At 61.9% G+C, this 20091-nt stretch carries 19 protein-coding genes; 9 read left to right on the forward strand and 10 right to left on the reverse strand.

What is annotated here, in order from left to right:
• From FRT59_RS11380 to aspA, 8 genes are all read right to left on the reverse strand, one after another.
• The gene (locus tag FRT59_RS11380) at positions 1–834 is read right to left on the reverse strand and encodes an IclR family transcriptional regulator (RefSeq protein WP_034116480.1); all 834 of its coding nucleotides are present in this window, start codon (positions 832–834) and stop codon (positions 1–3) included.
• Positions 831–1709 carry an alpha/beta fold hydrolase gene (locus tag FRT59_RS11385; RefSeq protein WP_153871259.1) on the reverse strand — a complete coding sequence of 293 codons (879 nt, stop codon included), beginning with the start codon at positions 1707–1709 and terminating at the stop codon, positions 831–833. The genes FRT59_RS11380 and FRT59_RS11385 overlap by 4 nt, the downstream gene beginning before the upstream one ends.
• A gap of 4 nt (positions 1710–1713) precedes the next feature.
• Complete coding sequence (locus FRT59_RS11390) at positions 1714–2253, reverse strand: cupin domain-containing protein (protein WP_034116478.1); 540 nt, start codon at positions 2251–2253, stop codon at positions 1714–1716.
• A 13-nt stretch (positions 2254–2266) separates the two neighbouring features.
• Entirely contained in the window at positions 2267–3034 is a 768-nt protein-coding gene (locus tag FRT59_RS11395; protein ID WP_411829004.1) for an SDR family oxidoreductase, read from the reverse strand.
• Positions 3031–3804: an ABC transporter permease gene (locus FRT59_RS11400; RefSeq protein WP_153871260.1), complete on the reverse strand. Its 774-nt coding sequence runs from the start codon at positions 3802–3804 to the stop codon at positions 3031–3033. The genes FRT59_RS11395 and FRT59_RS11400 overlap by 4 nt, the downstream gene beginning before the upstream one ends.
• A gap of 28 nt (positions 3805–3832) precedes the next feature.
• Complete coding sequence (locus FRT59_RS11405; protein ID WP_153871261.1) at positions 3833–4825, reverse strand: ABC transporter substrate-binding protein; 993 nt, start codon at positions 4823–4825, stop codon at positions 3833–3835.
• Between the two features lie 39 nt (positions 4826–4864).
• Positions 4865–5701: an ABC transporter ATP-binding protein gene (locus FRT59_RS11410; protein WP_233094206.1), complete on the reverse strand. Its 837-nt coding sequence runs from the start codon at positions 5699–5701 to the stop codon at positions 4865–4867.
• A 427-nt stretch (positions 5702–6128) separates the two neighbouring features.
• Complete coding sequence (aspA, locus tag FRT59_RS11415) at positions 6129–7553, reverse strand: aspartate ammonia-lyase (RefSeq protein ID WP_153871263.1); 1425 nt, start codon at positions 7551–7553, stop codon at positions 6129–6131.
• A gap of 182 nt (positions 7554–7735) precedes the next feature.
• Between aspA and FRT59_RS11420 the strand changes: the two genes are divergently transcribed.
• From FRT59_RS11420 to FRT59_RS11440, 5 genes are all read left to right on the forward strand, one after another.
• Positions 7736–8659, forward strand: a complete 924-nt coding sequence (locus tag FRT59_RS11420; protein WP_034116472.1) for a LysR substrate-binding domain-containing protein — start codon at positions 7736–7738, stop codon at positions 8657–8659.
• Between the two features lie 248 nt (positions 8660–8907).
• Positions 8908–9399, forward strand: a complete 492-nt coding sequence (purE, locus tag FRT59_RS11425) for a 5-(carboxyamino)imidazole ribonucleotide mutase (protein WP_003176980.1) — start codon at positions 8908–8910, stop codon at positions 9397–9399.
• An 11-nt stretch (positions 9400–9410) separates the two neighbouring features.
• Positions 9411–10493: a 5-(carboxyamino)imidazole ribonucleotide synthase gene (locus tag FRT59_RS11430; RefSeq protein WP_034116471.1), complete on the forward strand. Its 1083-nt coding sequence runs from the start codon at positions 9411–9413 to the stop codon at positions 10491–10493.
• A 109-nt stretch (positions 10494–10602) separates the two neighbouring features.
• Positions 10603–10848 carry a GlsB/YeaQ/YmgE family stress response membrane protein gene (locus FRT59_RS11435; protein WP_005792540.1) on the forward strand — a complete coding sequence of 82 codons (246 nt, stop codon included), beginning with the start codon at positions 10603–10605 and terminating at the stop codon, positions 10846–10848.
• A 77-nt stretch (positions 10849–10925) separates the two neighbouring features.
• Positions 10926–11462, forward strand: a complete 537-nt coding sequence (locus FRT59_RS11440) for a DUF3299 domain-containing protein (RefSeq protein ID WP_034116470.1) — start codon at positions 10926–10928, stop codon at positions 11460–11462.
• Between the two features lie 117 nt (positions 11463–11579).
• Here FRT59_RS11440 and FRT59_RS11445 read toward each other — a convergent pair whose 3' ends face one another.
• Together FRT59_RS11445 and FRT59_RS11450 are read right to left on the reverse strand one after the other, a co-directional pair.
• The gene (locus tag FRT59_RS11445; RefSeq protein ID WP_153871264.1) at positions 11580–12479 is read right to left on the reverse strand and encodes a D-hexose-6-phosphate mutarotase; all 900 of its coding nucleotides are present in this window, start codon (positions 12477–12479) and stop codon (positions 11580–11582) included.
• A gap of 58 nt (positions 12480–12537) precedes the next feature.
• Positions 12538–12942 (reverse strand): acyl-CoA thioesterase, encoded by a 405-nt coding sequence (locus FRT59_RS11450; RefSeq protein ID WP_003176975.1) that lies wholly within the window; start codon positions 12940–12942, stop codon positions 12538–12540.
• Between the two features lie 460 nt (positions 12943–13402).
• On the opposite strand from FRT59_RS11450, the gene FRT59_RS11455 reads away from it, so the two are divergent.
• From FRT59_RS11455 to pstA, 4 genes are all read left to right on the forward strand, one after another.
• Positions 13403–14692 carry an MFS transporter gene (locus tag FRT59_RS11455; protein WP_034116468.1) on the forward strand — a complete coding sequence of 430 codons (1290 nt, stop codon included), beginning with the start codon at positions 13403–13405 and terminating at the stop codon, positions 14690–14692.
• Between the two features lie 195 nt (positions 14693–14887).
• Positions 14888–15874, forward strand: coding sequence for a phosphate ABC transporter substrate-binding protein PstS (locus FRT59_RS11460; RefSeq protein ID WP_017135798.1), 987 nt, complete (start codon positions 14888–14890; stop codon positions 15872–15874).
• A 384-nt stretch (positions 15875–16258) separates the two neighbouring features.
• On the forward strand, positions 16259–18292 hold the full coding sequence (locus FRT59_RS11465; RefSeq protein ID WP_198809684.1) for an ABC transporter permease subunit: 2034 nt from the start codon (positions 16259–16261) through the stop codon (positions 18290–18292).
• 15 nt (positions 18293–18307) lie between these two features.
• On the forward strand, positions 18308–19978 hold the full coding sequence (gene pstA / locus FRT59_RS11470; protein WP_034116466.1) for a phosphate ABC transporter permease PstA: 1671 nt from the start codon (positions 18308–18310) through the stop codon (positions 19976–19978).
• Positions 19979–20091: the final 113 nt, after the last annotated feature.

Consider the following 20091-nt stretch of genomic DNA (forward strand, 5'->3'; position numbering starts at 1 on the left):
TCAATCTCTCATCAAGGCAGTGACGCGAGGTTGCCCGCTGTGGGCGCCGCCGTTGTAGTTGAGCAGGCGCGACAGTTCGTCGGCACTGCGCCGCACTTGGGTCAACAGCTCTTCAAAATTCACGTGAGCGATCTGCGTGGTGGGGATGGTCACGCCGAGGGCTGCAACGATGCCGCCGCTCTGGTCGCGCACGGGCGCGGCCACCGTGGAAATCGCCGACTCAAAGAAGCCTTCGCCGCTGACAAAGCCGCGCTGGCGATCGGCCTGGACCAGGTCGAACAGCTCCATCACGGTTTTTGGCGTGCAATGGGAGTGCTGTTCCAGGTGCTCCTCGGGGTACAGTTCGCGCAGTTCGGCCAGTGACAGATCTTCGAGGAGGATGCGCCCCAATACCGTGGCATGGGCCGGCAAACGGGTGCCGACGTTGACCGCGTTGGAGAACACCGAAGGTGGCGAGACTTTGGCTACGTAAACGATGGAGCGTCCGTCGCGCACCACCAGGTTGCTCGGGTAGTTAACCCGGTCGCACAACCGCGCCAGCAGCGGCTGGCCGAGTTCGGTCAGCTCCAGCGACGCCAAGTACTCGAAGCCCAGGCGCAGCACCGACATGCCCAGGCGGTATTCGTTACCGCTGCGCGTCACGAAGCCCATGGTTTCCAGGGTGGTCAGCAGGCGGAAGATCGTCGAGCGCGGCAGCGCCAGGCGCCGCGCCAACTCCGGCGCGGTCAGGGTGCGGTTGCGCCGGCTGAACTCGCAGAGCAGCAGCAAGCCGCGCTCCAGGCCCGGCACGATGTATTTGTCCTGGGCATCCTTCAGCAGATCTGAGTCGTTCATAAGGTTTTACCTGTCAGGGATTGTTTGAGGGCGTAGGCCAGGCGACCGGCAACCACCAGCGGTTGTTCGATGGGGCTGGCATGGCCTGCGTCGGCGATCAGGTTGAAGCTGGCACCCAGGGCCTTGGCCACGCCCAGGCAGGTGTCGGGCGTGGTGATGCCGTCGGCTTCACCGCAATGCACTTCGCAGGGCATCGCAGGTTGGCCGTGGCGAAGCAGGTCATCGCCGCACAGCAGTTCGATGGCCTGGCGATAACCCACCGGGTTCAGGCGCGCCATGTTCCATTGCACCCAGGCCAATACTTCGGGCTGGGCGCGGGGCGAGAGCATGTGGGCGCTGCGTTGCTCGGCCAGCCCGGCGATGCCCAGGCGTTGCAGGTTGGCCAGGCGTTGCTGGCGTACCTGCTGGCGCTGCGGGCTACGCTCTGGCGCGCCATAGCCGCGAGCGGGGCTGATCAGCACCAGGCGGCTCACCCGTCTGGCCTGCGCGCTGCGAGCGAATGCCAGGGCGGTCAGTGCGCCCAGGGAATGCCCCACCAGCACGCACTCTTCAACATCCAGCGCATCGAGCATCTGCGCCAGGCGGGCGGCGTATTGCTCGGCTTTAGGTACTTGCGATTCCAGGGGGCTGGAGTCGCCATAGCCGGGCGCGTCCCAGGCAATGACCCGAGCCTGGGCCGCCAGATGCTGTGCCACCTGCAGCCAGGACGCCGCGCCGGAACCGATGCCGTGCAGCAACACCACCGCAGGCCCCGTGCCGCATTCGCGCAGGGCCTGCTGGCCACCCGCCGAGGCGACCCGTTGCTGGGGGAAATCGCGCTGCAGTTGGGCTTGCAGATGAGCCGTCGGCGCGGCTTGAGTGAGTCCTGGCAACATGGGCTTACCCGCGCTTGATCGAGGCCAGAGGGTGCTCTGGCGGATAGGTCGGGGTGATCGGCTTTTTCGCGCCGAGCATCACGCACATCAGCGCGTCTTCGTCGCCGATGTTGATCTCTTCGCGGTACACGCCGGGTGGCACGGAAATCACGTCGCGGTCGGTGAGGATGGTCTCGAAACGCTCGCCGTCCTTCTCGAGCACGACCTTGAGTTTGCCGCGCAGTACGAAGAACACTTCTTCGACGTCAATGTGCAGGTGCGGCGGGCCTTCGTGGCCGGCCGGGATCACCATGGTGGAAAAGGTGAAGTGCTCGGACGGGATGGTGTTCATGTCGGTGCTGATGCCGGTGCCGCCGGTGCCGATATAGCGCATTTGCGCGCGGCGGAACTTGGGGTCGTAGTCGGCCTGGAACTTCAGCGCATCCCAGTCGTACTTGCGCGTCTCGTAGCGGGCGATGCGCGTGCTCATCCAGCTTTCCAGACTGGCGCCGGCAGGGCGGTCCCAGCTTTTCGGGGTGTCGTTTTCGGCAGATAGATCAGTCATGACAGTCTCCAGATCAAGGCATGACGAACCCGCCGTTGACCGGCAGGGTTTGTCCAGTGATGAAGCGGGCAAGGTCGGACAGCGCAAACAGCACGGCGCCGCTGACGTCTTCGGGTAATTGCGGGCGTTGCAGGGCCCGTTGGTCGTTGTACAAACGGTGGCGTGCCTCGGGTACGTAGGCGGTGGCTTCCACCAGCACCAGGCCGGGGGCGATGGCGTTGACGGTGATGTTGTCGCAGCCCAGCTCCCGGGCCAGGCTGCGGGTCATGGCGATGATTGCGCCCTTGCTGGCCACGTAGGCCAACAGGTTCGGCGCGCCCCACAACGGGGTGTCCGAGGCCAGGTTGACGATGGCGCCTTGGCCGCTGGCGCGCAGGGCCGGCAGGCAGGCGGTGGTCATCAGCCAGGTGCCGCGTACGTTCACTTGCATCACCTGGTCCCAGGTGTCGATGCTCAGTGCTTCGCAGCCCTTGCCGCCGGAGTTGGTGATCGAGGCGTTGTTCACCAGGCCGTCGAGGCCGCCCAGCAAACTCAGGGTTGATTCGATACACGCCTGGATGGATTCGGGTTGTGCCAGGTCCACAGTCACGGCCTGCACCTCCAGGCCCAGCGCGCGCAATTCACAGGCGGCCTGCTGCACACGCTCGTGCAGCACATCGGCAATCACCACCCGCGCACCGGCCTCGCCGATGGCCTGGGCAAAGGCATAGCCCAGGCCACGGGCGCCACCGGTGACCAGCACGCGGCGGCCTGTAAGCAAACGATCATGGCGGCTCATCATTGGGTGCTCAACATGGCTTTGGGCATGTAGTGCAGGACGCGTTTTTCCGCCCACACCACCGCGCCGTAGGCGATCACCCCAATCACGGTCAGCGCGACAATGGCGACGAACACCCCAGCCGTATTGCCCTGGCCCTCGGCGTCCACCAGCAAGAAGCCGAGGCCCTGGTTACCGCCCACCAGCTCGCCGACGGTGACGCCGATCACCGCCAGGGTCGAAGCGATGCGCAGTCCGGAAAACAGCGCGGCCATGGCCGACGGGAACTCCACCAGCCGGAAGATCTGCCAGCGGCTGGCGTTCATGGTGCGTACCAGGTTGATCATGTCCGGGTCGACGGTGCGGATCGCCGAGAGCACGTTGATCATCACCGGGAAAAACACGATCAGGATCGCGATCAGAATCTTCGGGTAGATGGTGTAGCCCAGCCACATTACGAACAGCGGCGCGAAGGCGACTTTGGGGGCGATCTGCAAGGCCAGAATGTACGGCGACAGCATGGCTTCGGCTGCCGGCGACAGGCCCAGTGATACGCCGATCATTACGCCGAGCAGGGCGCCGAGGGCGAAGCCGACGACGATCTCCAGCGCAGTGATCAGGGTGTGTTGCAGCAGGCCGCCGGTCTGCCACATCACCAGGCTTTCCTGGGCCACGCGGCTGAGTTTGGGCATGACGAACTCGGGCATGCCGAGCAGGCCGGGGCCCCATTGCCAGAGGACCAGGAACAGGATCATCAGCGCGACGCTACCGAGTACGGAGTTATTGCTTTTCATCGTGTGCGTACCTCAATGTCCCGGCGGTTCACTGTGCGGCGACCGGGCTGTCGACGAATTGGTTGGTGAAGAGCTCCTCAAGTGGGGTCGCTTGAGTGACGATGCCTTCGCTGACGTAGAACTGGCGCACCTTGTCCAGATGCTCCGGGTCGATGTGCCCGAGCACGGCCTGCTTGGCGTAGACGTGTTCGACGTAGAGCTTGAAGATCTTCTCCAGCGAGTCTTCCTTGCCGACATAGGCCGGTACTGCCTTGGCGAAGGTCACGGCGGCGGCGCGAGGGTCCTGGATGATGTCGCGCATGCCTTGCAGGGTGCCCTGGACCACGCCACGCACAATCTGTGGCTGCTGCTTGATGGCGTCGTCCGAGGCGAGGATCGCCTGGGCCATGCTTTCGAAGATCTGGTCCTGGGGGATCAGCTTGATCTGCAACCCGGCTTCCTCGGCATTGATCACCCAGTCCGGCACACCCGCCATGGCCTGGGCCTTGTTGGCGGAGAACAACTGCCAGACCCCAGCGGGGCCGGCGGCCTGGATGTTCACGTCGTTCTTGCCCAGCCCGGCTTTGCGCAGCGAGGCGAGCAGGGCGTAGTAGGTGGTGTCGGAGTACGACATCACCGTCATGGTCTTGCCCTTGAGGTCGCTGACGCTATTGATGTTGTCCTTGGCGTTGGTGGCGATCATGGTCACCCCGCCGTCTCCGAGCACCGCCACGGCGCGTACTGGAATGCCGTTGGCCCGCACCACAATCGGGGTGTCGCCGATGGCACCACCGATCAGGGCATTGCCGGCGCCGATCTGCTTGGCGACGTCCACGCCACCTTTGGCGGCGATAAAGGTCAGGTCCAGGTCCTGGGCGGCGTAGTAGCCTTTTTCCTTGGCGATGATCCACGGTGCAAACGCCGGCGAGTTGGGCGGCGCTGGCAGCAGGTAGGTGACCTTGGTCGGCTGTGCCTGGGCGGCACAGGCCACACCGAGGCTCAGGCTGAGGGCGCAGAGACGTTGAAACAGAGACTTGAGCATGGGGACTCCTGAATCGGTTGGGGGCCGCAAGGGCGGTGATCAGTGCAGTTCGGTGTCGGCGCCGACCTGGAGCAACTCCATCAGGCGGCCTACCAGCGGGCCGATTTCCGGCAGCTTGCGGCGCTCCAGGGGGTTGTCGCGAAATGGCAGGTCGATGCTGATTTCTTCGATGATCGTGCCGGGGCGGGCGCTCATGACCAGCAAGCGGTCGGACATGGCGATGCCTTCGATCAGGTCGTGGGTGATGAACAGCGCGGTCTTCTTTTCGTCGAACAGCATCCGCGCCATGTCCTGTTGCAGGATCATCTTGGTCTGGGCATCGAGGGCCGAGAACGGCTCGTCGAGGAACAGCACCTGCGGGTCGATGGCCAGGGTGCGGGCCAGGGCGGCGCGTTGGCGCATGCCACCGGAGAGCTGGAACGGGTAGTGATCGGCATAGCCATTGAGGTGGCAGCGGTCGAGCAGGTCCAGGGCCACCTTCTGCCGAGTAGCGGCGGCCACGCCCTGGATCTCCAGGCCCAGTTCGACGTTGCGGCGGATGCTGCGCCAAGGCATCAGCAGGTCCTTTTGCAACATGAACGCGACTTGCGGCACCGGCCCGGTGACCGGCTCGCCACCGACGAACACTTCACCTTCACTGGGGCGATACAGGCCCGAGCCCATATTCAGAATGGTGCTCTTGCCACAACCGGAAGGGCCGATGATCGACACCACTTCACCCCGGCGAATCTTGAAGTTCACCTCGCGAATGGCGAAGGGCGCGTCCGCTTTACCCTTGGCCGGGAAACATTTACCGACATTGCGAAATTCAATTTCAGTCGGCTCCAGCTCTCCCTTGAGAGCGGGGTTATTCCATTGGGGCGTCACGGCGTACATCTCTTTCACAGCCATCAGGTAGGTACTCTGGTCTGTTTTATAGGTGATACGCCGTTTAGTGCATGAACAATGCCAGTGGGTTATTTCCTACAAGGTTTTAGTAAATATCCTTTTGTATTAGTAAGTTGGGTTCAAGTGATTGAAAATACGATGTTTTGTATATGAAACATTGGTTCTTATATGGCACGAAACTGCACACTGCCCGGGCGTGCAGTGGGAAGTTGCGAGAAATGGGTGCTTTTTCAGGTAACGCGGGAAGTTACGAAGGGGCTTATTTGTTTTATATGTGAAACGCAGTTGTGCGTTTCTATATAGATATTTGCAGGGGCGAGCAGGCAAAAAAAAGGGCCTGAAGATCGAAATCTTCAAGCCCTCAAAAGGTGAGAGGTGTCTAGTCCCTCAACCTGGTGAGCGGTGCAACAAACGCTTAGGCCTTCAGCGGGACCAAGCGTGGGGCAATCATGTTTTCGGGGCGCAGGATGTCGTCGAGCATGGCGTCGTCGAGCAAGCCTTCTTCACGCACCAGTTCCAGCACGCCACGGCCGCTTTCAAGGGCGATACGCGCAATGCGGGTGGCGTTTTCATAGCCGATGTAGGGGTTCAGCGCGGTGACCAGGCCGATGGAGTGTTCCACCAGTTCGCGGCAGCGTGCTTCGTTGGCGGTGATGCCGACGATGCAGTGTTCGCGCAGCATGTCCATGGCACGTTGCAGCAAGCGGATCGAGTCGAAGATCTTGAAGGCGATCAGCGGCTCCATCACGTTCAGTTGCAGTTGGCCGCCTTCGGCGGCCATGGTCAGGGCCAAGTCGTTGCCGATCACTTGGAACGCCACTTGGTTGACCGCTTCCGGGATCACCGGGTTGACCTTGCCGGGCATGATCGAGCTGCCTGGCTGACGCGCTGGCAGGTTGATCTCGTTGATGCCGGTACGTGGGCCGCTGGACAGCAGGCGCAGGTCGTTGCAGATCTTCGACAGCTTCACCGCGGTACGCTTGAGCATGCCGGAGAACAGCACGAACGCGCCCATGTCGGAGGTGGCTTCGATCAGGTCGGCCGCCGGTACCAGCGGCTGGCCGCTGATGGTCGCCAGGCGTTGTACGGCCAGGGCTTGGTAGCGCGGGTCGGCGTTGATGCCGGTACCGATGGCGGTGCCGCCCAGGTTGACTTCGGTGAGCAGCTCCGGCGCCAGGGTTTTCAGGCGGGCCAGGTCTTCACCCAAGGTGGTGGCGAAGGCGCGGAATTCCTGGCCGAGGGTCATCGGCACGGCGTCTTGCAATTGGGTGCGGCCCATTTTCAGCACATGGCTGAACTCGGCACCTTTGGCGGCGAACGCCTGGATCAGGCTGTCGAGGCTGGCCAGCAGCGCGTCGTGGCCCAACAGCAGACCCAGACGGATCGCGGTCGGGTAGGCGTCGTTGGTCGACTGCGCCATGTTCACGTCGTTGTTGGGGTGCAGGTACTGGTACTCGCCCTTGTTGTGGCCCATGGCCTCCAACGCGATGTTGGCGATGACTTCGTTGGCATTCATGTTGGTTGAAGTGCCGGCGCCGCCTTGAATCATGTCCACCACGAACTCTTCGTGGAAATCGCCGCGGATCAGGCGGGCACAGGCTTCGCTGATGGCAGCGTGCTTGGCTTCGCTGAGCTGGCCCAACTCACGGTTGGCGTCAGCTGCGGCTTGCTTGACCATTGCCAGGCCGACCACCAATTTCGGGTAATGCGAAATCGGAACGCCGGAGAGACGGAAGTTATTCACGGCTCGCAGGGTCTGGATGCCGTAATACGCTTGGGCAGGTACGTCGAGTACGCCAAGCAGGTCTTTTTCTGTGCGGAATGATGCAGCGGAGGACATGACGGAAATCATCTCGATATGGACCCGGAACTGGCCGGAACGCTGCGAATGCTAGGCCTGTAGAACTTTTTGGGCCAATGCTGTTAAACACTGGCCTATGCACAAACGGCATAATGTGGATGTGACCCAGCTATGATGACGGGCGTGTGTGCCAAAATGGTGCATACCCGTGGGAGGATGTGATGAACCTTGAGAGCAAATGGCTGGAAGACTTCAGCGCCCTGGCGGCCACCCGCAGCTTTTCCCAGGCAGCGGAACGGCGCTTTGTCACCCAGCCGGCGTTCAGCCGCCGTATCCGCAGCCTTGAAGCGGCGTTGGGCCTGACCCTGGTCAATCGCTCACGCACGCCCGTGGAGCTGACGGCTGCGGGGCAGTTGTTCCTGGTGACCGCGCGCACGGTGGTCGAACAGCTCGGTGAAGTGCTGCGCCATTTGCATCACCTGGAAGGCGGGCAGGGCGAAGTCATGCAAGTGGCGGCTGCCCACTCCCTGGCACTGGGGTTCTTTCCGCGCTGGATCGCACAGCTGCGCAACGAGGGACTGAACATCGCCACGCGCTTGGTCGCCACCAACGTCGGCGACGCCGTGCACGCCCTGCGCGAAGGCGGCTGCGACCTGATGCTGGCGTTCTACGACCCGGACGCCGCGATGCAGATGGACGCCGAGATCTTCCCGTCCCTGCACCTGGGCAACACCGAGATGCTCCCGGTGTGCGCCGCCGATGCCGACGGCAAGCCGCTGTTCGACCTGGAAGGCGAGGGCAGTGTGCCGTTGCTCGCCTACAGTGCCGGGGCGTTCCTCGGGCGCTCGGTGAATTTGCTGCTGCGCCAGCGGGCCCTGCGTTTCACCACTATTTACGAAACCGCCATGGCCGACAGCCTCAAGAGCATGGCCCTTGAAGGCCTGGGGATTGCCTGGGTGCCGCAGTTGAGCGTGCGTGCGGAACTGGCCCGAGGCGAACTGGTGGTATGCGGCGGGCCGCAATGGCATGTGCCGCTGGAGATTCGCCTGTATCGCTGTGCGTTGGTGCGCAAAGCGAATGTGCGGTTGTTGTGGCGCAAGTTGGAAGGTGGGACGGCGCAGAGTCCGTCGGTCGAACGCGGTTAAGTGTGGAAGCTGGCTTGCCACAGCATTTAGTGGTGTTTTCGCTGACCTGAAAGTCAATAAAACCGCCGGTTTGGACGGTTAGACAGATGGTCATTCCAGGGGCTGTTTATCTGGATTATTACGGTATACTGCGCGGCCTTCGGCCGGTCCAACCGGCCTTAATTCGTACAACAAGCCACGCCGGATTTCCCGCGTGGCTTGTTGTTTTTTGACGCGCCTGCGGGCGCCCAGAGAGAAGAGGCACGACGATGAGTGCATTGGTTGGCGTGATCATGGGCTCCAAGTCCGATTGGTCCACCCTTAGCCACACCGCCGATATGCTGGAAAAACTCGGCATTCCCTATGAAGTGAAGGTGGTCTCTGCCCACCGCACCCCGGATTTGCTGTTCCAGTATGCCGATGAAGCAGAATCCCGTGGCATCGAGGTGATCATCGCTGGTGCCGGTGGCGCGGCGCACCTGCCAGGCATGTGTGCGGCCAAGACTCACCTGCCGGTCCTTGGCGTGCCGGTGCAGTCGGCGATGCTCTCGGGCGTGGATTCGCTGTTGTCCATCGTGCAGATGCCGGCCGGCATTCCGGTGGCGACTCTGGCGATCGGCAAGGCCGGCGCGATCAACGCCGCATTGCTGTCCGCCAGCATCCTGGGCGCCAAGCACCCGCAGTTCCATGCGGTGCTGAAAAAATTCCGTGCTGAGCAGACAGACAGCGTGCTGGACAATCCAGACCCACGCATCGCCTGAGGTTGTTGACGATGAAAATCGGTGTAATCGGTGGCGGCCAACTCGGTCGCATGCTGGCCCTGGCGGGCACTCCGCTGGGGATGAACTTCGCTTTCCTGGACCCGGCGCCAGACGCCTGCGCCGCCGCCCTGGGTGAACACCTGCGCGCTGACTACAGCGACCCGGATCACTTGCGCCAGCTGGCCGACGAAGTCGACCTGGTGACCTTCGAGTTCGAAAGCGTCCCGGCCGAAACCGTGGCCTTCCTGTCGCAATTCGTGCCGGTGTACCCGAGCGCCGAAGCCTTGCGCATCGCCCGTGATCGCTGGTTCGAGAAGAGCATGTTCAAGGACCTGGGCATTCCGACACCGGCCTTTGCCGACATCCAGTCCCAGGCAGACCTGGACGCCGCTGTCGCCAGCATCGGCCTGCCAGCCGTGTTGAAAACCCGCACCCTGGGTTACGACGGCAAGGGCCAGAAAGTTCTGCGCACCGCCGCCGATGTGGTCGGCACCTTCGCCGAACTGGGCAGCGTCGCCTGCCTGCTGGAAGGTTTCGTGCCGTTCACCGGTGAAGTCTCGCTGATCGCCGTGCGTGCCCGTGATGGTGAAACCCGCTTCTACCCGTTGGTGCACAACACCCACGACAGCGGCATCCTCAAGCTGTCCGTGGCCAGCACCGACCACCCGCTGCAGGGCCTGGCCGAAGACTACTCCAGCCGCGTGCTCAAGCAGCTGGATTACGTGGGCGTGATGGCGTTCGAGTTCTTTGAAGTCGACGGCGGCCTCAAGGCCAATGAAATCGCCCCGCGTGTGCATAACTCCGGGCACTGGACCACCGAAGGCGCCGAGTGCAGCCAGTTCGAAAACCACCTGCGGGCGGTGGCGGGCTTGCCGTTGGGCTCCACGGCCAAGGTCGGCGAGAGCGCCATGCTCAACTTCATCGGCGTGGTACCGCCGGTTGAGCGGGTGATCGCCATCGATGACTGCCACCTGCATCACTATGGCAAGGCCTTCAAGGCCGGGCGCAAGGTCGGTCACGCCAACCTGCGCTGCAAGGATCGCGCAACGCTGCAGGCGCAGATCCTCAAGGTCGAAGCGCTGATCGCCGAGTAATAAGCCGGGAGTCGGCGGGAACCATTGGTCACCGTCGTCTCTCTGATTGCAGGATGACAAAGCCTGACTAGGCTTTGTCATGACTCACATTCAATCAGAGGGAAATGCCATGGGTATCATTGGAACCATCTTTATCGGCTTGATCGTTGGCCTGCTGGCGCGTTTCCTCAAGCCTGGCGACGACAGCATGGGCTGGATCATGACCATCCTGCTGGGTATCGCCGGCTCCCTGGCCGCGACCTATGGCGGCCAGGCACTGGGGATCTACCAGGCAGGCCAGGGTGCGGGCTTCATCGGCGCACTGGTAGGTGCCATCGTGTTGCTGGTGATCTACGGCCTGATCAAAAAGAAGTAATCAGCCGACAAAGTCCTCTGCGCTGCGCAGGCGCAGAGGGCTAGAATGCTCGGCAATCGTATTTGCCGAGCCTCTCCATGCGCCGTCTTCTGTTGACTCTTCTTCTACTGGGCTCTTGCCTGGCTCATGCTGGCGAACTGCCGGAAACCGATTGGCTCGACCTGATGCCGCTTTCGGACCAGAAGGCCCTCGAGGCCATGCCCGAGATCGACCACAACTCCCCCGAAGCCCAAGGCACGTTCACCGACAAAGGCGGCTTGAAACAAAGCAAAGGCCTGCCCGCGGTGATGTATTCCACCAAGACCGTGGCCGCCATGAACGGCAAGAACATCCGCATTGGCGGCTATCCGGTGCCGCTGGAAACCGATGCCAAGGGCCGCAGCACGCTGTTCTTCCTGGTGCCTTACCCGGGCGCCTGCATCCACGTGCCGCCACCGCCGCCTAACCAACTGGTGCTGGTGCGCTATCCCAAGGGCCTGAAGCTGGATGATATCTACACGCCACTGTGGGTGACGGGAACGTTGAAGGTGGAGAAGGTCAACAATGAGTTGGCCGACGCAGCCTATGCGCTGGAGGCGGGGAAAGTGCGGGTCGTAAAGGAATCCGATCTCTGAAACCACACATAACCAATGTGGGAGGGGGCTTGCTCCCGATAGCGGTCTATCAGTCACAAATGTGCTGACTGACCCTCTGCTATCGGGAGCAAGCCCCCTCCCACATTTTGATTGGGTTTACAAAGTGGTACTGGTGATACTCACACCCAAAGTGCGGCTTTCACTGGGCGCCAAAGCCACCACATCATCCAGCACATTCGCCGTCTCGATGCACAACATACCCTGCCAGCCATCATCGGCCATATCGTCGAAAGCCTGGGCTCGCTCGGTCCAGGGGTTCCAGATCACCGTCGAGTTCGAACCCTGGCTGGTGAGTTGGACGCGGCGTTGCCAGTCTTTATCCACAATGCTCAACTGCGCCGGCGTATCCAGGTAGATGCGATCCGTCTCGGCGGTGAAGTGCAGCAGGCCGGATTGCTGCTTTTCGGTCCAGCCATCGGCGGTATCGATATACGCCAAGCCATCCAGGCCCTCGACCTGCACGTTGCGCACATCGCTCACGGCGAAGTAGGTGTGCAGCGCCTGGCTGAGGGTCACGGTGTCGGTGCCACGGTTGTGGCTGGTGAGGCAGATATGCAGTTGGTCATCCAGCAGCAGGCTCAGTTTCAGGTCGACCTGATGTGGCCAGCCGGGGAAGCCGCTCGCAGGTACTGGCAGCTCTAGGTCAACGCGCAACGCCTCGCCTTCAAGCTCGGCGCCGGCCAATTCCCAGAGTGCCGTGCGCGCAAAGCCGTGCGCTCCGGCAGGTTGGTCGCTTTGACGCATCGCCTTGACGCTATCGGGGTTGCGGTCGAACACACCAAACCACGGCCAGCACACCGGTACGCCGGTACGAATGCCTTTGCCCTGCTTGAACAGCGCTTCAGGGTTCGGCCAGATCAGCGGCTGCTCGCCCTGGCGCTGGTAACTGAAGATATGCGCACCCTGCCGGGCCACCATCAGCTCGGCGCCGTTGTGGCGGATGCGCCAGCAGTCCAGCTCGTCGACTTTCACCGTTTCAACGTGGGGCGTAGGCATAACAAAGCACTCTCAATGGCAGGCAATGGGGCAATTGACCGTTAAAACCCGGCGAGGTTTAACGCGCCCGTGACGGTACCGAACGCGTGCGGCCGCTGCCATCGATGGCGACGAACACAAATACCGCTTCGGTGACCTTGCGCCATTCGCTGGACAGCGGGTCATCGCTCCACACTTCGACCATCATCTGAATCGAGCTGCGGCCGATTTCCAGGGCCTGGGTATAGAAGGAAAGCTGCGCGCCCACTGCCACCGGTACCAGGAACGCCATGCGATCAATGGCCACGGTTGCCACCCGCCCACCGGCGACCTTGCTGGCCATTGCCGTGCCGGCCAGGTCCATCTGCGCGACCAGCCAACCGCCGAAGATATCGCCAAAACCGTTGGTTTCACGGGGCAGTGCAGTGATTTGCAGGGCGAGATCGCCTTGCGGGATAGGATCTTCTTGTTCGAGTTCGATCATGCCGAGGGTGCCTCTGACCCGTGACGCTCATGGGTATTTCAAGTGGATAGCCGTCTTCTGGAAAAACGTTTCAGCACCAACATACACCGCGCGATGCGTTTTTCGTAAGGCGTACTGAAGGGAAACTCTGCCAAATCGGCTGGGTGGCACCCAACGACGTTTTGGCACAGCAGCCCGTCAAGACTGCGGGTTCTTGCGCCTGCACCGGCCGAGTATATCGAGACGCTGGCGTCGCGACGACCTCCCGAGATTCATTTTGTCGGTAAATAGGCGCTGTATCGGGGCTTTTTACGGCAACTGTGCTTCTGGCCGAGTTGAGCGCTGCCCTGCGCCGGTGATATTGCCTCCAACTGAACGGTTAAATGCTCGACGCTGTGCTTTTTGAAGCGATTTGCTATCTTGCCAAACCTGCCGCAAGTCCCGGGCTTGCTGTCCTGATTACTATAAGAGAAACCTTGCCATGTCCTCCGTGCCCGCAAGCAGTGCGCAACCCTCGCGCCCGCTGACCCGCAACGACTACAAAACCCTGTCGCTGTCTGCTTTGGGCGGGGCGCTGGAGTTCTACGACTTCATCATCTTTGTGTTTTTCGCCACCGTGGTCGGAAAACTGTTCTTTCCCGTCGACATGCCCGAATGGCTGCGCATGATGCAGACCTTCGGCATCTTCGCCGCCGGCTACCTGGCGCGCCCTTTGGGCGGCATCATCATGGCGCACTTCGGTGACCTGCTGGGGCGCAAGAAGATGTTCACCCTGAGCATCTTCATGATGGCCGTGCCGACCCTGATCATGGGCCTGCTGCCCACCTACGCGCAGATCGGCTTGTGGGCGCCGCTGTTGCTGCTGCTGATGCGCATCATCCAGGGCGCGGCAATCGGCGGCGAAGTACCGGGCGCCTGGGTGTTCGTCTCCGAACACGTGCCACCGCGCCACATCGGCTACGCCTGCGGCACCCTGACCAGCGGCCTCACCGCCGGTATTTTGCTGGGCTCGCTGGTAGCTACCGCCATCAATACAGCCTATACCCCGGAGCAGGTCTCCGATTACGCCTGGCGCATCCCGTTCCTGCTCGGCGGCGTATTTGGCCTGCTGTCGGTGTACCTGCGCCGCTGGCTGCACGAAACGCCGATTTTCGCGGAGATGCAGCAACGCAAGACGTTGGCTGCCGAACTGCCGTTGCGCGCAGTGCTGCGCGACCACCGCGGCGCCATTGTGCTGTCGATGCTGCTGACCTGGCTGCTGTCGGCCGGCGTCGTGGTTGTTATCCTCATGACCCCGACCGTGCTGCAAACCGTCTATCACTTCAGCCCCACAGTTGCGCTGCAGGCCAACAGCCTGGCCATCGTGACCCTGAGCCTGGGCTGCATCGCCTCGGGTGCCCTGGCCGACCGTTTTGGTGCCGGTCGCGTATTGGTCACCGGTTGCGCGCTGCTGCTGGCAACCTCCTGGACGCTGTATCACAGCCTCATGGCCCACCCGGACTGGCTGTTCCCGTTGTACGCATTGACCGGTCTGTTCGTGGGCACCATCGGCGTGGTGCCGTATGTAATGGTCAAGGCGTTCCCACCCGTGGTCCGTTTCAGTGGCTTGTCGTTCTCCTACAACGTGGCTTACGCCGTGTTCGGTGGGCTGACGCCGTTGGCGGTGTCGCTGCTGATGAAGGAAAGCCCGATGGGCCCGGCTTACTACGTTGCTGCCCTGTGCTTGATGGGGATTGTGGTGGGTGGGTATCTGTGGAAGCGCGGACGCTAAAACCAGCCTGATCCACTGTGGCGAGGGAGCAAGCGCCCTCGCCACAATCAAGGTGTTCATTGTTTCGCTGCGCATAAGCCTTCGCTTCCTGATAGTGGCCTTTCATCTAACTGTCACATTCCAGACATAGAGTGTTCACACGGCCTCCTGATACTTGGCCCCGATCCAACTATCCCTATCTGCTAGGAGCAAGGCATGAAACTGAAACGTTTGATGGCGGCAATGACTTTTGTCGCTGCTGGCGTTGCGACCGCCAACGCGGTGGCCGCTGGTGTTGATCCGGCAATCCCGGCTTACGTTAAGACCACTGGTGTGTCGGGCAACTTGTCCAGCGTCGGTTCCGATACCCTGGCTAACCTGATGACCCTGTGGGCTGAGGGTTACAAAAAGGAATACCCGAACGTCAACATCCAGATTCAAGCTGCCGGCTCCGCCACCGCGCCACCTGCGCTGACCGAAGGCACCTCCAACCTGGGCCCGATGAGCCGCAAGATGAAGGACACCGAACTGGCGGCCTTCGAGCAGAAGTACGGCTACAAGCCAACCGCTATCCCGGTCGCCGTGGATGCCCTGGCTGTGTTCGTGCACAAGGACAACCCGATCCAGCACCTGACCATGGAACAAGTCGACGCGATCTTCTCCTCGACGCGTCTGTGCGGTGCCAAAGCTGACGTGAAAACCTGGGGCGACCTGGGTGTGACCGGCGACCTGGCCAACAAGCCAGTGCAACTGTTCGGTCGTAACTCGGTATCCGGCACCTACGGTTACTTCAAGGAAGAAGCCCTGTGCAAAGGCGACTACAAGCCTAACGTGAACGAACAACCTGGCTCGGCTTCGGTCGTGCAGTCGATCAGCTCCTCGCTGAACGGCATTGGTTACTCGGGCATCGGCTACAAAACCGCCAGCGTGAAGACCGTGGCCCTGGCCAAGAAAGGCAGCACTGACTTCATCGAAGACAGCGAAGAAAACGCCCTGAACGGCAAATACCCGCTGTCGCGCTTCCTCTACGTTTATGTCAACAAAGCCCCGAACAAGCCGCTGGCCCCGCTGGAAGCCGAGTTCGTGAAACTGGTGCTGTCCAAACAGGGCCAGGAAGTTGTGGTGAAAGACGGCTACATCCCACTGCCAGCCAAAGTAGCCGCCAAGGCCCTGGCTGACCTGGGTCTGAAAGAAGGCAACTGATTGCCTCTGCGGGGCCGGTATACCGGCTCCGCATCCGAATTTTCTAGTCCGCTGCCAGCTTTGCTTCGCGGCGGATTTGTTGCGTCACTGCACTGTCATCTTTCTGTCATACAGGATCGCTAGGGTGTGCGCATGAATGATCTGGCCAATTCCACCATGACGACAACTTCCCCTCCCAAGCGCATTGATTTCAATACGCCTGAGCTGCAACGCAAGCGCCGCATTCGCGCGCTCAAGGATCGCCTGACCCGTTGGTACGTGCTGGTCGGCGGCCTCGCCGTCCTCGGCGCCATCACCCTGATCTTCTTCTTCCTCGGCTACGTAGTCGCGCCTCTGTTCCAGGGCGCCTCGTTGACCAAGGACGACGCGCTGACGCCCGCCTGGATGCAGGACGCCGGCAAGCCGTTGATGATCTCCCTCGAAGAACAGAACCAAGTTGCCATGCGGGTTTCCGACAAGGGCCAGGCGCTGTTCTTTGAAGTGGACACCGGTGCTGAGCTCAAGCGTGTCGACCTGCCGCTTCCGGCCGGTGCCAGCGTTGCTTCTATTGGTGAAGACCAGCCGGGCAGCCCGCTGGTGATCCTTGGTTTGTCCAATGGCCAGTCCCTGGTGTTCCGCCACACCTATAAAGTGTCGTACCCGGACGGCAAGAAGACCATCACCCCAGCGATTGAATACCCTTACGGCGAAACGCCGATCGTGTTGGATGAGGCCGGTCGCCCACTGGAGCATGTCGCGCTTAACGCCACTGATTCCACCCTGGTGGTGGCCGGTTCGGCAGGTTCGTACCTGAACGTGCTGTCGTTGAGCCGCGAAGAAAACATGATGACCGGTGAAGTCACCAGCGAGCAGAAGCGCATCGAGCTGCCGCAGATGACTGAACCGGTGAAAGCCATCTTCGTCGACCCGCGCCAGCAATGGCTGTACGTGATCAACGGTCGCGCCCTGGCCGATGTGTTCAGCCTGCGCGACAACAGCCTCAACGGTCGTTACAAACTCCTGGAAGACGGCGCGGCTGAAGTCACCGCCAGCACCCAGTTGGTGGGCGGTATCTCGCTGATCGTCGGCAACTCCAAGGGCGGCCTGGCCCAGTGGTTCATGGCGCGAGACCCGGATGGCGAGCAACGCCTGAAGCAGATCCGCACCTTCCAGATGGGCACTGCACCCATCGTCGAAATCACTGCTGAGGAGCGCCGCAAAGGCTTCACCGCCCTTGATGCCTCCGGCCAGTTCGGCGTATTCCACAGCACCGCCCACCGCACCCTGCTGGTGGACCCGGTGGTCGACGGCCAGGGTTTGTTCGGCATGTCGCCACGGGCCAACCGTGTGATCGTCGAGGCGGGTGGCAAGCTGCAACCGTTGCTGCTCGACAACCCGCACCCGGAAGTCTCGTGGAGCGCGCTGTGGAGCAAGGTCTGGTACGAGAACTACGACGAACCCAAATACGTCTGGCAGTCCACTGCCGCCAACACCGACTTCGAACCCAAGATGAGCCTGGCCCCGCTGACCTTCGGTACCTTGAAGGCCGCGTTCTACGCCATGCTACTGGCGGCGCCACTGGCGGTTGCCGCCGCGATCTACACCGCGTACTTCATGGCTCCGAGCCTGCGCCGCAAGGTCAAGCCGGTGATCGAGCTGATGGAGGCCATGCCGACGGTGATCCTCGGCTTCTTCGCCGGCCTGTTCCTGGCGCCGTATGTGGAAGGGCATCTGCCGGGGATTTTCAGCCTGCTGATGCTGTTGCCGATTGGCATTCTGGTCGCCGGTTTTGTCTTCAGCCGCTTGCCTGAGTCGATTCGCCTGCGAGTGCCGGACGGCTGGGAAAGTGCGATCCTGATTCCGGTGATCCTGTTCGTGGGCTGGCTCTCGCTGTACATGAGCCCGTACCTGGAAACCTGGTTCTTCGGCGGCGACATGCGCATGTGGATCTCCCACGACCTGGGGATCACCTACGACCAGCGCAACGCCCTGGTCGTAGGTTTGGCCATGGGCTTTGCGGTGATCCCGAACATCTATTCCATCGCTGAAGACGCTGTGTTCAGCGTGCCGCGCGGCCTGACCCTGGGCTCCCTGGCCCTGGGCGCCACGCCATGGCAGACCATGACCCGCGTGGTCATCCTGACCGCCAGCCCGGGCATCTTCTCGGCGCTGATGATCGGCATGGGCCGCGCCGTGGGTGAAACCATGATCGTGCTGATGGCCACGGGTAACACCCCGGTGATGGAGATGAACCTGTTCGAGGGCCTGCGCACCCTGGCGGCCAACGTCGCGGTGGAAATGCCCGAGTCGGAAGTCGGCGGCAGCCACTACCGCGTGCTGTTCCTCTCGGCGCTGGTGCTGCTGCTGTTCACTTTCATCATGAACACCCTCGCGGAGCTGATTCGTCAGCGTCTGCGCAAGAAATACTCGTCGCTTTAAGAAAGGTAGAAGTCTGTGAAACAGAACTCCCTGAATGGATGGTTCAAGAGCGGCGCTCCGGGCGTCTGGATCAGCGGTGGCGCAGTGTCCATCGCGGTCATCATGACCATTGGTTTGCTGGCTGTGATTGCGGTGCGTGGCTTGGGCCACTTCTGGCCGGCCGACCTGATCCAGGCCAACTACAACGTGCCGGGCCAGGCCAACCATATCGTCATCGGCGAAGTGGTACAGAAAGAAGAAGTGCCGCGTGAGCGCCTGAAAAGCGCGGGCCTGCCGGTGCCGGACCAAGGCCCGGAGTTCATGACCCGCGAGCTGATCAAGGTCGGTAACCGCGACCTGAACGGCAACGACTTCACCTGGATCGTCGGCGAGTGGTTGAAGGACCAGACCAAGCCGACCAACCTGATGGCCATCGAGCGTCGTGAGTGGGGCAACTTCTACGGCACCCTGGTCAACGTCAAACAGGACGGCAAGGTCATCGCCGAAGGCGAAGCCGCGTGGCCGGAGCTGCAAGCCCGCGTGGACCGCGTGAACAAGCTGGCGGCCCAGCTCAAGACCCTGGAGAAATCCGATATCGGCGCGATCAACGCCGGCCTCGAACGTATCCGCCTGCACGGTCGCAAACTGGAACTGGAAGGCAAGCTCGACGCCGCCGCCCAGGCCGATATGGATGCCGACCGCGCCGAGCTGAACGCCCGCTACCAGGACATCGAAGCACGCCTGGCCGACCTGCACGCCCAGTTCAACCGTGACGCCTTGACTGCCCGCGACGGTAACGGCAAGGAAGTGGAAATCGGCATCGGTAAGGTGGTGCACGCCTACCAGCCGAACGCCATGGGCACCATGACCAAAATCGGCTTCTACTTCAGCAAGGTCTGGGAATTCCTCAGCGATGACCCACGGGAAGCCAACACTGAAGGCGGGATCTTCCCGGCCATCTTCGGCACCGTGATGATGACCTTGATCATGGCGATGATCGTGACCCCGTTCGGCGTACTGGCGGCGGTGTACCTGCGTGAATACGCCAAGCAGAACACCCTGACCCGGGTGATCCGCATCGCCGTGAACAACCTGGCCGGCGTACCGGCCATCGTCTACGGCGTGTTCGGCCTGGGCTTCTTTGTGTATGTACTGGGTGGTTCGGTTGACCGCCTGTTCTTCGCCGAAGCCCTGCCGGCGCCGACCTTCGGCACCCCGGGCCTGCTGTGGGCCTCGCTGACCCTGGCACTGCTGGCGGTGCCGGTGGTGATCGTGGCCACCGAAGAAGGCCTTGCGCGGATTCCTCGTACCGTGCGTGAAGGCTCCCTGGCACTGGGCGCGACCAAGGCGGAAACGCTGTGGAAGATCGTGTTGCCGATGGCCAGCCCGGCGATGATGACCGGCATGATCCTCGCCGTGGCCCGCGCCGCCGGTGAAGTGGCGCCCCTGATGCTGGTCGGTGTGGTGAAACTGGCGCCGTCGCTGCCGCTGGACGGCAATTACCCCTACTTGCACCTGGACCAGAAGATCATGCACCTGGGCTTCCATATCTATGACGTCGGCTTCCAGAGCCCCAACGTCGAAGCCGCACGGCCGCTGGTGTACGCCACCGCCTTGCTGCTGGTACTGGTGATCGCCACGCTCAACCTGTCGGCGGTGTGGATCCGTAACCACCTGCGCGAAAAATACAAAGCGCTCGACAGCTAATTCAACGCAGATCAAATGTGGGAGGGGGCTTGCCCCCGATAGCGGTGTATCAGAAACAAGTGTGCAAGCTGACACACCGCCATCGGGAGCAAGCCCCCTCCCACACAACGAAT

Origin of the sequence: Pseudomonas haemolytica, assembly GCF_009659625.1 — a bacterium.
GTDB lineage: Bacteria > Pseudomonadota > Gammaproteobacteria > Pseudomonadales > Pseudomonadaceae > Aquipseudomonas > Aquipseudomonas haemolytica.